Here is an 11,962-nt window from a genome sequence, read left to right on the forward strand (position 1 = left end):
TTTGGAAATCGCGGACGCTATTGATGATTGGGCGCGTGTCTCGCATTCTTGGGGCATGAACAAGAAATCTAGCCAGAGCGCCAAAGGGCTGCGCCAATTCCTGGATATCGAGCAGCAGCAGGAGTGGCTGGAGGGCAGGGCGGAACTGGCCGACGCGGAAGAGCGGCAGGATTCGATCGAGCAGCGGTTAAAATATGCGCACCGCTTCCAGAAGCTGCTTCGTCGACCGCAGGCGACCGAGCTGTTTGAGATTCTTGAGCTATACGGCCGGACCTGCATTCCCTTACCTCGCGCGACGGAGCGCACTTACTGGTCGGTTTCCTGCCTGCCATCGACGTCGGACAAGCCATTGGTCCGCGTCAACGCGAGTTGGATGGAGCTGTTCACGCTGTACGCCGACGGCGACGATCTCCGCGCACGGCTCATTCTTCACCTGTCGGATTTCACGACCGATGGATCGCTCACACAGGAGACGATCGACCAGGTGTTTCTCGAGGGGAGCGTGCGGGCACCTGAGGACTTGCGCTATTCGGTTCCGAGCGGTCCGGATATTTTCATCGTCAAGATACGAGGCTCCGCTTCCATCCGCGACTTTCTCTCGGTCCCTCGCGCGCTGCGCGCTGTTCGGCGATTCAATATGACCCACATGAACCGCGGCAGGAATGCCTATCAGGCTAGCCATTCCTATGGCGTCGCGGATTACATGCTGGGGGAGGGCTCTTCCTGACGTTCACGACCGCCGATGCGAACAAGAAACTTGATTGTTGGTTTCGCGCTGCCATCCTCGCGCGCGAGGGGAGGCTGGCGTGCAACCTGCCGGTGAAAAGGAAGAGATGCTACAGGAACAGGCGCGCATGTCGCGCCTGCACAACCGTTTTCGCCTTGCGCTCGAGCGCTATTTTTCGCGCCGGATCGGCCGCCGCCCCGATGTCGACGATCTGGTCCAGGAAGTGTTCGAGCGGTTGATGCGCTGCGACGCTGATGAGAGCGACGAACGTGTCGACGGCTATGTCTTCGCAACCGCGAGCAGCGTGCTGACCGATCGCCATCGGCGCGCCCGTGCCCGCAATGAGCATCTCCACCAGCCATTCTGCCCCGAAACCCACGCGGGTATTGAGTTTTCGCCTGAGCATGTCCTCGCCAATCGCGAACAGCTTGCGCGTGTATCGGCGATACTGCACGAGCTGCCCGAGCGGACCCGCGCGGTGTTCGTGCTCCGGCGTATCGAAGGGATGCGCTATCTGGACATTGCCAGCCGGCTGGGGATTTCGGTAAGCGCGACGGAAAAGCATATGCAGCGCGCGATGGTGTATATCACGCGCCGGATGGACGAAGCATGACAGGCCCGGTGAAAACCTCCGCGACCCTCGGCATGTCGCCTGCAGAGGCGGCGGCCTATTGGCATGTGCGCCGTGACGGTCGCGACCTGACGGACGCCGAGCAGGCGGAATTCGACGACTGGGTCGACCAGTCGCCCGCCCATGCACGGCAGTTCGCGCGCATGTCGGAGCTCGAAACCTTCTGCGAACAACATGCGGATGATCCGCTGCTTTTGGCGCTGCGGCAGGAAGCGCTGGCGGTGCCTCCCGTGCGCCGGCACTGGTTCTGGCGGGTTGGCGCCGGCGGGCTGATCGCGGCGTCGCTGGCGCTGGGCGTATTCTTGCTGCGCCCCGACGCTCCGGTCGAGGATGCGCCCGTTTCGGTGGCCGCGTCGGCCGGGGTCGTGCACACGACCCGCAAGGGCGAATTGCGGACGGTCCGCCTGTCCGACGGCAGCACGGTCACGCTCAACACCGATTCCGAGCTGCGGGTCAAATTCACCGGGCAGCGCCGCACGGTGCAGCTTGTCCATGGGCAGGCGCTGTTCGGGGTCGCGCATGAGACCGCGCGCCCGTTCGTCGTGGAGGCGGCCGATCGCACCGTGACGGCGCTCGGCACGGTGTTCGAAGTGCGGCTCGATCCCGGGCGCATGGAGGTGACGTTGGTCGACGGCAAGGTCGCGGTGAACCGACCGCGCTCCGGCCATAGCGAGCAACCGGCGGCGACCGTGCTGCGACCGGGCGAGGAGCTGGTCGTCGAACTTGGCATGGCGCAGCGCGTCGAGAAGGTCGACGTCGGCGTCAAGCTGCGCTGGCGCGACGGTTTTGTCGAATTCGCCGACGCACCGCTGGGTGAAGCCGTGGCGGAGATCAACCGATACAGCGTCCAGCAGGTCACCATCGCCGATGAGCAGCTGGCGCGCCAGCATATCAGCGGTGTCTTCAGGACCGGTGATCCCGCGCGTTTCGCCGCGATGGTCGGCGAACTGATCCCGGTGGAGGCGCGAAAGCGCGCCGACGGCGTCGAACTGCTGCCCGCAACGGCACGTCCCTAAAAAAATCCTCCTGACCCGATGCGGGTTTTTCGCGCCGCTGCGTAATACGCATCGGGAGCGGGAAAAATGCTCCGAAAAAATGGGATCAGGAGGGGGATGATATGCGTCAAGAAGGTCGGGCACGCGGTCGCGTCAAGCTCGCAGGGTTGCTGACGATTGCGTCGGTCGCATGGCTCGCGCCGCAGTCTGTGCAGGCGCAGACGCAGGCGCCCGTGGAGCTCAACATCGCCAGCCAGGATCTGGCGTCGGCGATCCGGCAGGTGGGACGCCGCACCCGCGCCGAGATCATCTTCAGCCCGTCGATTGTCGGGTCGCGCCGCGCACCCGCGCTGATCGGATCGTTCACCACCGAACAGGCGCTGGCCCGATTGCTCGAGGGCACCGGACTGGCCGCGCGCCGAACCGCGCAGGGCGGCTATGTTATCGAACGCCGGCAAATTTCGGATGCGTCGGCTTCGGTCCATGCCGCGGAGTTCGCCGATGATTCGGAGATCATCGTCACGGCGACGAAGCGCGCCGAACCCGTGCGCAAGATATCGGGTTCGGTTTCGGCGCAAACGGGGGAGCAGCTCGAAAAACTGGGCGCGCAGGGGCTGGCCGACTATCTGACGCGAACGCCGGGCGTGGTCTTCAACGCGGGGCGTCCGGGCGCTAGCTCGATCGCGATCCGCGGCGTTGCGACCACCACCGCGCGCGATCAGGGGCAAGCGACGACGGGGATTTTCATCAACGACGTGCCGCTGACCGATCCCTCCATTTCGATCGGCACCCCCGATATCGATACCTTCGACGTCGATAATGTCGCGGTGCTGCGCGGGCCGCAGGGCACATTGTTCGGGTCGGCCTCGCTCGGGGGCGCGGTCAATTATCAGGCGAGCCGTCCGGATCTGGCGCGCTGGGGCGGCCGCGCGCAGGCGGGTTTGCACGCCATCGAGGAGGGCGGCATCGGGATCGCGGGCAAGATCATGCTCAACGCACCGGTGATCGAGGATGTCCTCGGTATTCGCGGCGTCTTCGTTTATCGCGAGGATGCGGGCTTCATCGACAATATCGGGATCGGCAAGCGCGATTCCAATCGGACCGCCACCACGGGCGGGCGCTTTCTGGCGAGCTGGAAACCCGGACCCGATACGACGATCGCCTATATGTATCTCGAACAGCGTCAGAAGACCGATGATGCCGGCTTTCAGCAGCCGACCCGCGCGGGCGAGCTCCGGAAAACGACGGTTATTCCAGAACTGAGCGACTTCAGCACCCTGATCCATAATCTCCGGTTCGATCAGGATATGGGGTTTGCCACGCTGACCGCGACCGCGACCTATCACCGGAAAACGAGCGATACGCGCGAAGATTATAGCGCCGCTCTTTCCCCCTTTCTGTTCGGCCTGGCACCGATCACCTCTGTCGCCTCATCGAAAAACGACGGCCAGACCTTTGAGCTCAGGCTGGCGTCCGCCCCCGGCGGCGCGTTCGATTATGTGGTCGGCGCGATGCACGACGAAACCGATACGCACCTCAATCAGCGGATCTATGCCGCAGGGCTGCAGGGGGTGGTCGATGGGCTGCTTGGTCCCGGCAAGGGGGCGGAGCTTACGCCCGGCGACCGGCTCCTCGATGGAGCGATTATCGGTCGTGCCCGCGAAAGCGCGCTCTTCGGTGAGGCGACCTATCATCTGAACGATCGGTTGAAAGTAACGCTGGGCGGCCGCCTGTTCGAACAGGAACTCCGATTGCATTCGGTGCTGACCGATCTTTTCTCGTTCCTGGGCACAGGCAGTCTGGTGGAGGAGGTGAGGGGAACGCAGAAGTCCCGCGGCTTCAACCCAAAGGGGTCGATTACCTGGACCCCGCATCCGGGATTGATGGTCTATGCGCTGGCATCGAAGGGGTTTCGCTTCGGCGGCCCCAATATCATCCCTGCGCTGCCAGGATCGAACGTCCCGCGGCAATTTGATAGCGATTCGCTGTGGAATTATGAACTCGGCATGCGCGCCGACCTGTTCGACAGGAAGCTCCTGCTCGACGTGACGGGTTTCTATGTCGACTGGAGCGACATTCAGCTGCGACTCACGACGGCGACCGGGCTCAACTATGCCGACAATGCGGGGAAGGCGCGGAGCTATGGTCTCGAAGCCAGCGCGACGCTGCGTCCCGCCGATGGCCTCAACCTGACGAGCAACCTGACGTATCTCAACGCGAAGCTGTCCGAGCCGTTCGATCCCAACCCGTCCGCGCCGGGACCGGTGGTGCCCGCGAAAACCACGCTGCCGGGCGCGTCGAAATGGCAGGTGTCGAATGTCGTTTCCTATGAGCGCGACGCCGGCGCCATGGACTGGTCGGTCGTTTTCTCGCATCGCTATATTTCGCGCGCGCCCGGTGCGCTCGTCGCCAGTTCCGCGATCGCGGGTGCGGAGCAGGGCGGTTACAACCTGTTCGATATACGCACCGGTGTCCGCAACGACCGGATCGGGATCACGCTGTTTCTCGACAATATCAGCGATTCCCGCGGGGTGACGAGCGGTTTCGCCAATCCGCTGCAGCAATTTATCGTTCGTCCTCGCACGCTCGGGGTCACCGTCGACTACCGGATCTGACGCCCCGCTCCACACCGCCGCGCCCTTTGTCGGCTACCGGCCCCACTGAGCGAGGGGCGCGGCAAATTCTCATCATCACAAGGGTTGACCATATGGCTGTTCTATCAAGATTTTCGTTGGTCGGCGCGGCTGCGCTTCTTTTCGCAGGCGCACCGGTGCAGGCGCAGCAGGGCGGGCATAGCGAGCCCGCGCCCGTGGCGGATCATCATATGCATATCCAGAGTCCGCTGATCACCGATCGCATTCGCGAAATGAAGGCGAAGGATCCCTCATCCTTTGAAGGGATGCCCGAGGATCTCTCTACCGAACGCAGCGGCGCCGACGCGGTGCGCGAACTCGATCGTGCCGGGATCAAACAGGGTGTGCTGCTGTCGGCCGCCTATATGTTCGGTTTTCCCGCCCTTCCGCTCGCGCCCGAAGACATGGCGCGGCGGATGCGTGCGGAGAACCGCTATAATGTCGACGCCGCGCTCGCCTCGAACGGCCGCCTTGTCGCCTTTGTCGGCATCAACCCCTTCCTCGCCAATGCGTCCGACGAGTTGGACTATTGGTCGCGCCAGCCCGGTGCGTCGGGCGTCAAGCTGCACCTCGGCAACAGCGGCCTCGATCTGGGCAACGCCGAACAGGTCGACCAACTGGCCAAATTCTTCGCCGCCGCGAGCAAGGCGCGCCTGCCGCTCGTCGTGCATCTTCGCGGCGCGGCGCCCTATACCGCCGCTAATCTCGCGACCTTCATCGACAAGATCTTGTCGCAGGCGGGCGACCTGCCCGTGCAGATCGCGCACGGCGGCGGCTATGGCGGGATCGACCAGCCGACGCTCGACGCGCTGGCGGTCTATGGCGATGCCATCGCGCGCAAGGCGCCGGGCACCGCCAACCTCGTCCTCGACCTGTCCGCCGTCGCCCAGTTCGATCTCGCGACGCAGCCGGGGCTGAAGGATCCCAAGGAGAAGCGCACCATGGCCGAACTGCGCGTCGCCTATGTCGCGCTGATGCGCCGGGTCGGCATCGACCGCTTCGTACTCGCCAGCGACTGGCCCGCGATGCAGCACCCCACCGAATATTTCACCGCCGAGCAGGCGCAGCTTCCTGTCACTGCCGCCGAATGGGCCCAGCTTTGTAACAACCGCGCGCCCTATCTGCGGCCGGAATGGGTACAGAAAAAGCAGCCTTGACGCGAGACGTCGGTCGCGTCGGTTGCGGTCCGGCCTAAGGCCGGACCGTCAATTTTCGGCCATACTCAGTCGTGGCCCGATTCCGGCACCCGCCGCCGCTGTGCAGCGCATTCGTCCGCGAGAAAATCCAGAAGCGCCCGCACCGAAGGGAGGAGCCCGCGCCGGGATGGAAATACCGCATGGACGATTTCGTTCGACGGTCTCCAGTCGGGCAGCACCGTAGTCAGTCGGCCAGCTCGCAAATCGTCCCAAACGACAAGCGTTGGCAGGCGCGCAGCCCCGGCCCCGGCAAGCGCGGCGTCGCGCAGCACTGCCATATCGTCGGTGACCAGCCGCGGCGCATGGCGCACCTCGGCGACGCTGCCGTCGGCATGGGTCAGGCGCCAGCGATGCTCGCCGCCCGCCGGCCCGAAATCGAGGCTGGGCAGGCCGGTGAGGTCGGCGGGCAGGGTGATCGCCCGTTGCTTGAGCAAATCCGGGCTGGCGACGATCCGGATCGTGCGCTCGTCGAAACGGCGCATCACAAGTTCGCTCTCGGTCAGCGGCGGGGGGCGGACGCGGATCGCGAGGTCGAACCCTTCGCCGATGACGTCGACGCGGCGGTTGGTGCTTTCGACGTGGAGCTCGACCGCGGGATAGAGCGCCATGAAACGCCCTAACAATTCGCCGAACTGGAAGGCGAGAAGGCCGGTCGGGCAGCTGAGCCGCACGACGCCGCATGGCTCGGCGCGCGACTGATCGATGACGGTTTGGGCGCCTTCGGCCTCGACGAGCATCGCGACGCAGCGGCGGTAATATTCCTGACCGATCTCGGTCACCGAAAAGCGCCGCGTCGAGCGCTGGATCAGGCGCACGCCCAGTCGATCTTCGAGCAAGCCGATGCGGCGGCTCACCTTCGATTTCTGCAAACCCAGCGCGCGCGCCGCCGCGGCGAACCCCCCATGTTCGACGGCCTGCACAAAGAGATAGAGGTCGTTGAGGTCCTGCATTGTCCTATCAGTAGGACTCTGAGTCCAATTTCGCAATCTTTCGGTACCTTTGGCGAAGGATTATTCTCCATTTCAACAGATGCTTCCCTCTGGAGGCGCAGGAGATGCAAGATGAAGACGATCCTTGGCACCTACAGCAATCCCAACCAGCATTGGGTCGGCGACGGCTTTCCGGTCCGCTCGCTCTTTTCGTACAACAGCCTCGGCGACCGGGTCAGTCCCTTCCTGCTGCTCGACTATGCCGGGCCCTATAATTTCGCGCCGACGACCGATCGACGCGGCGTAGGGCAGCATCCGCACCGCGGGTTCGAAACGGTGACGATCGTCTATGACGGCGAGGTCGAGCACAAGGATTCGACCGGCAACGGCGGTATCATCGGCCCCGGCGACGTCCAGTGGATGACGGCGGCGGGCGGGATTCTGCACGAGGAATATCATTCGCCGGCGTTCGGCAAGACGGGCGGCCCGTTCCGGATGGTCCAGCTGTGGGTCAACCTGCCCGCGAAGGACAAGATGGCGCCCGGCGGCTATCAGGGTATCACGGCGGCGGACATTCCGACCGTCGAGCTGCCCGGTGGCGCGGGTCTCGGCCGGGTGATCGCGGGCGAGATGCTGGGTGCGAAGGGCCCGGCGCGGACCTTCACCCCGATCAACGTCTGGGACGTCCGGCTGAACCGCGATGCCGATGTGACGCTCGACCTGCCTGAAGGCCACACCGCGATGCTGGTGATATTGGCCGGCCATGTCACCGTCGGCGGCAGCGAGGAAGCGGGCGAGGCCGAGATGGTATTGCTGAGCCGGGAAGGGGGATCGATTCCGATCCACGCCAACGGCGACGCGACGATCCTTGTCCTGACCGGCGAGCCGATCGACGAACCGATCGTCGGCTACGGGCCTTTCGTGATGAACAGCGAAGCTGAAATCCGGCAGGCTATCGACGATTTCAACAACGGCAGGCTCGCGCCCGTCGCAGCCTGACGCGGACCCGGCTCCCTCCCCCACCTCCCGGGAGCCGGGTCCTCTCTCCCCTCGATGAATTGACGGTGGACCCGCGTGCCCCGCCGCGACGGCAGTTGCCTGCCGGCCCTTCGGCGCGCCCCAATGCAGGAGAAGACCCATGACAAGCGAAGCGATCCGCGATCCGAAGGCGGACCATCTGCTGACCCCGCAGAATTCCGCCTTCATCATCATCGACTATCAACCGGTGCAGGTGAATTCGATCGCCTCGATGGACCGGCAGTTGCTGCTCAACAACATCGCCGGCTGCGCCCGGGCGGCGGTCGCGTACGACCTGCCGATCGTTCATTCGACGGTGAATGTCGAAACCGGCCTCAACAAGCCGCCGGTGCCGCAGGTCCGCAAGATACTCGGCGACTATCCGACCTATGACCGCACGACAATCAACAGCTGGGAAGATGTCGAATTCCGCAAAGCGGTCGAGGCCACCGGGCGCAAGAAGCTGATCATGACCGCGCTCTGGACCGAGGCGTGCCTGACCTTTCCCGCGCTCGATGCGCTCGCCGAGGGGTATGAGGTCTATGTCCCGGTCGATGCGGTGGGCGGCACCTCGCTCGCCGCGCACGAGGCCGCGCTGCGGCGGATCGAGCAGGCGGGCGGCAAGATGATCTCGGTCCCGCAGCTGTTCTGCGAATTGCAGCGCGACTGGAAACGCAGCGAGACCGTCCCCGCCTTTATGAACCTGTTCATCGAGACGGGCGGCACCGCCGGAATCCAGTTTTCCTACGACAAGGCCGACTGACCCGAAATATCTCCGCCGGCGCGGCGCATGCCGCCCGGCGGAACCCCGCAAGGAGAATGATCGCGCCGGATCCGACCTTCGGCGGATTTTACGAGAAGTTGCTGCGCGGCCTGAGACCGGGTCTCTATCCGGGAGGACAGGGGGGGCGCGATTTGGCGGCGCGTTTGAGATCGGCTATGCGCCCGCGATGCGCGACATCCCGATCCTCTATAGCTTTCGCCGCTGTCCTTACGCGATGCGCGCGCGGATGGCGTTGCTGGTGAGCGGGACGATCTACGCACATCGTGAGGTGGAGCTGCGCGACAAGCCCGCCACCATGCTGGCCGCATCGCCCAAGGGAACCGTGCCGGTGCTCGTGCTGGCGGACGGGGCGGTGATCGATGAAAGCATCGATATCATGCACTGGGCCCTGTCGCAGCACGACCCAGAGGACTGGCTGCCGCGCGCCGATGCGGCGTTGGTCGCGAAGTTCGACGGCGCGTTCAAACATCATCTCGACCGTTACAAATATGCCGGGCGTTACGATGTCGATCCGCTGACGCATCGCGCGGCGGGTTTGGCGATGCTGGCGGAGCTCGACGAGCGGCTGAACGGACAAGATTATCTTGGCGGCGCGACGCGCGGGTTCAACGACATGGCGCTGTTTCCATTTGTTCGCCAGTTTGCCGGGGTCGATGCGGAGTGGTTCGCAGCACGCGCGCCGCAGGGGGTACGCCACTGGCTGGCAGTTCTGGTGACGTCGGACTTGTTCGAGCGGGCGATGATCAGAATCGCGCCATGGGCCGAAGGGCAGGGCTGAAAACAATCAGCCAGCTATGGAAATGGGTCGCCATCGCTTCGAAGCACAAGCTTGCCCTTTGTGCGGCTGGTCAAATGGAACAGTCGGCAGCGGTCGCAGCGGTACGTCCGGAGCGGCAATTCAGAGCGCCGAACGGCAGCGAGCGCTTCCTCCTCCGACGGATAGGACCGCTTCTTTTTGCAAATGCTGAGCCTGGTGCGCACCTTGCCTCTTCGCCAAAGATTCCTAACGGCTGCCTTGCGCACAAAAGCGACCGAAAGCGACGCGGACGCTCGTTTTGAAGCCGAACCTCTAGGCAATAGCTCCGCTTCCTTCGCATTTCCAATGTCTGTTATCGAAGTTTGTCGCCCAGAAGCGGACGGTCTGCAAAGCGGCCAAGATCGGTCCATCCATTATCCCGCCCTGAGCGCGGCTTGTAACGGTCTCAGCCACGGCAGATAGACATGCGATCGGTCTTGCTCGTGATGAATGGGAGTCCGAACCTGCTGGGCGCTCGGCGTGTAAATGGCTCGCGAATTCTTTTCGGACCTGAGGCAGGAAGGCGAGAAAGGAAGTCGCAGAAAGCCAAGAAGTGTCCGAATTTCCTGCTCTGCATTCGATACAAGCCGCGCATGATCGAGGCGGTACAAGCTGTCGGGCGCCAGGCCCTGCACCATTTCCATCATCCCAAGATAATGTCGATAATATCGGCCGAGATCTTCCAGCGTGTTCGGAAAGTCGGTGTGGCGGTTGAAATAGGTCGTGTAGGCCGAAAAGCAGCAGGCCAGCGGGGCACGCCGCACGTCGATAATTCGCGCGCGCGGCAGGATCCGGCGGATGAGTGCGACAAAGCGCCAGTTGGCCGGCATTTTGTCGGTGAAATAGGGGCGATCGGTGCGGCGATAGCGCCCCGCTCTCGTCAGATAATCCGTCCCGAGTTGCGCTGCTTCGGCGTGCGTCAATGTCTGCAGGCGGCGGACAAAGGCGTCGGGCGAATCGAACGCGCCGATCGAGGCGGCGACTTCCGACAATGCGAACAATTCGCCGGCGCCCTCGACTTCGGGATGGCTGGCGAGGATTTGTTCGACGAGCGTGGATCCCGAGCGCGGCATGCCGACGATGAAGATTGCGCTGTCCGCTTGCGGGGAAAGATCGGTCGCTGCCGCGAAAAAGGATGGTTGCAATATATGGTGGGCCTCGACGAATGCAGCGAGCCCTGCTCCGTCATGGGGAACGAGCGTGTCGCGGAGGGTGTTGGCTTCGGTGAATTTCTCGAACGACCTCTCGAACGCACCACGCGCGCCGTGGGCGCGGCCGAGCGCGAAGAGCAGCTGGACCTTGTGATAGGGGTCGCGCACGAAGACGAGGGCCTTCTCCATCGCCGCGATATCGGTGTCGCCAGGCATGGCGGACAAAGTGGCGAGCCCGAGCCACGCGGGGCCGAAATCGGGTGCAAGCTCGACCGTCTTGCGAAAGGCGGCCGCGGCCTCGCTCACGTCGCCAACGGCGGCGAGGTCGCTACCGAAATTGGCCCACAGGAGGGGCACGCCCGGAGCGGCAGCGACCAGCGCCCGGTGGACGTCGAGCGCTTCCGCCGCGCGGCGCTCGCCGGACAATATGCCGGCCTTTATCGATAGCGGCCAGATTTTCGACGGCTGACGGTCTATCTCGCGGTCGAGATGGGCCAACGCTTCGTCGACACGGCCGGCGCCGCAGAGGAAGGACGCGAGCGCGGCGTGCGCCTGGGCCGCGTCGGGATGCCCGGCGACTGCCATGCGCAGGACCCGTTCGTCGGGCGGGGAGGCGGAATCTGCGTTCATCGACGGAATGTGGGTCAACATCGTGCCGCGTGTCTACAGACGGGCTTGCGGTCTGTGCAAGTTTCCCGGGTCAGGTGAAGGTTCCCGAAGGGGCGGCCCCGATGTTACCCGAACTTGGTTTTCCGTGTCGATACCGTGACATACGTGCGCCCGGTAACCATTTGATAATAACTCATTCAGTAGTCCGCGCCTCGCGCCATCTTCCGGTTATGCCGGGAGGCTGGCATTCCGCAGGGACCCGTTCCCGCGTGCGGAAGGCCGGTGGTGGATAGGGCGGGCGTTTGCATTGCAGGCGCAAGACACGCCGTAGGAAGGTGGGCTCATTTTTCGCGAGCAGCGCCGCAGCCTTGGGGGGCGTATGATCAGGGCTGGCGTGTTTCTTTCTATGCTCTTGCGCCCGATATTGCGGTCGTTGCGTCCCGCCCCGAATGGCCATCGGCCTCCACCACCAGACAATCCATCTTCCGTGACTC

General features: G+C 64.0%; 10 protein-coding genes. 8 read left to right on the forward strand and 2 right to left on the reverse strand.

The window, feature by feature from the left end; genetic code table 11:
• Window positions 1-55 precede the first annotated feature (55 nt).
• The 5 genes from V8J55_RS11775 (at window position 56) to V8J55_RS11795 (ending at window position 6,143) form a co-directional block, all read left to right on the forward strand.
• Window positions 56-727, forward strand: a complete 672-nt coding sequence (locus V8J55_RS11775) for a hypothetical protein (RefSeq protein WP_336445848.1) — start codon at window positions 56-58, stop codon at window positions 725-727.
• A 79-nt stretch (window positions 728-806) separates the two neighbouring features.
• Complete coding sequence (locus V8J55_RS11780) at window positions 807-1,340, forward strand: RNA polymerase sigma factor (protein WP_336445849.1); 534 nt, start codon at window positions 807-809, stop codon at window positions 1,338-1,340.
• 8 nt (window positions 1,341-1,348) lie between these two features.
• Window positions 1,349-2,374, forward strand: coding sequence for a FecR family protein (locus V8J55_RS11785; protein ID WP_336445850.1), 1,026 nt, complete (start codon window positions 1,349-1,351; stop codon window positions 2,372-2,374).
• A gap of 101 nt (window positions 2,375-2,475) precedes the next feature.
• Entirely contained in the window at window positions 2,476-4,968 is a 2,493-nt protein-coding gene (locus V8J55_RS11790; protein WP_336445851.1) for a TonB-dependent receptor, read from the forward strand.
• A 92-nt stretch (window positions 4,969-5,060) separates the two neighbouring features.
• Complete coding sequence (locus V8J55_RS11795; protein ID WP_336445852.1) at window positions 5,061-6,143, forward strand: amidohydrolase family protein; 1,083 nt, start codon at window positions 5,061-5,063, stop codon at window positions 6,141-6,143.
• 65 nt (window positions 6,144-6,208) lie between these two features.
• Here the strand turns inward: V8J55_RS11795 and V8J55_RS11800 are convergent, their stop codons facing one another.
• The gene (locus V8J55_RS11800) at window positions 6,209-7,132 is read right to left on the reverse strand and encodes a LysR substrate-binding domain-containing protein (protein ID WP_336445853.1); all 924 of its coding nucleotides are present in this window, start codon (window positions 7,130-7,132) and stop codon (window positions 6,209-6,211) included.
• Between the two features lie 111 nt (window positions 7,133-7,243).
• Between V8J55_RS11800 and V8J55_RS11805 the strand changes: the two genes are divergently transcribed.
• From V8J55_RS11805 to V8J55_RS11815, 3 genes are all read left to right on the forward strand, one after another.
• Window positions 7,244-8,110, forward strand: a complete 867-nt coding sequence (locus V8J55_RS11805) for a pirin family protein (RefSeq protein ID WP_336445854.1) — start codon at window positions 7,244-7,246, stop codon at window positions 8,108-8,110.
• A gap of 139 nt (window positions 8,111-8,249) precedes the next feature.
• On the forward strand, window positions 8,250-8,891 hold the full coding sequence (locus V8J55_RS11810) for a hydrolase (protein WP_336445855.1): 642 nt from the start codon (window positions 8,250-8,252) through the stop codon (window positions 8,889-8,891).
• A 187-nt stretch (window positions 8,892-9,078) separates the two neighbouring features.
• Window positions 9,079-9,690: a glutathione S-transferase gene (locus V8J55_RS11815; protein ID WP_336445856.1), complete on the forward strand. Its 612-nt coding sequence runs from the start codon at window positions 9,079-9,081 to the stop codon at window positions 9,688-9,690.
• A gap of 392 nt (window positions 9,691-10,082) precedes the next feature.
• Here V8J55_RS11815 and V8J55_RS11820 read toward each other — a convergent pair whose 3' ends face one another.
• Window positions 10,083-11,444 carry a tetratricopeptide repeat-containing sulfotransferase family protein gene (locus tag V8J55_RS11820; RefSeq protein ID WP_336445857.1) on the reverse strand — a complete coding sequence of 454 codons (1,362 nt, stop codon included), beginning with the start codon at window positions 11,442-11,444 and terminating at the stop codon, window positions 10,083-10,085.
• Window positions 11,445-11,962: the final 518 nt, after the last annotated feature.

Source organism: Sphingopyxis sp. CCNWLW2, assembly GCF_037095755.1.
Taxonomy (GTDB): Bacteria; Pseudomonadota; Alphaproteobacteria; order Sphingomonadales; family Sphingomonadaceae; genus Sphingopyxis.

Excerpts from the sequence above, each read along its gene's own strand:
- V8J55_RS11775 (WP_336445848.1), top strand. The coding sequence starts at position 56 with ATGAACAAGAAATCTAGCCAGAGCGCCAAAGGGCTGCGCCAATTCCTG.
- V8J55_RS11790 (WP_336445851.1), top strand. The coding sequence starts at position 2,476 with ATGCGTCAAGAAGGTCGGGCACGCGGTCGCGTCAAGCTCGCAGGGTTG.
- V8J55_RS11795 (WP_336445852.1), top strand. The coding sequence starts at position 5,061 with ATGGCTGTTCTATCAAGATTTTCGTTGGTCGGCGCGGCTGCGCTTCTT.
- V8J55_RS11800 (WP_336445853.1), bottom strand. The coding sequence starts at position 7,132 with ATGCAGGACCTCAACGACCTCTATCTCTTTGTGCAGGCCGTCGAACAT.
- V8J55_RS11805 (WP_336445854.1), top strand. The coding sequence starts at position 7,244 with ATGAAGACGATCCTTGGCACCTACAGCAATCCCAACCAGCATTGGGTC.
- V8J55_RS11810 (WP_336445855.1), top strand. The coding sequence starts at position 8,250 with ATGACAAGCGAAGCGATCCGCGATCCGAAGGCGGACCATCTGCTGACC.
- V8J55_RS11815 (WP_336445856.1), top strand. The coding sequence starts at position 9,079 with ATGCGCGACATCCCGATCCTCTATAGCTTTCGCCGCTGTCCTTACGCG.
- V8J55_RS11820 (WP_336445857.1), bottom strand. The coding sequence starts at position 11,444 with ATGGCAGTCGCCGGGCATCCCGACGCGGCCCAGGCGCACGCCGCGCTC.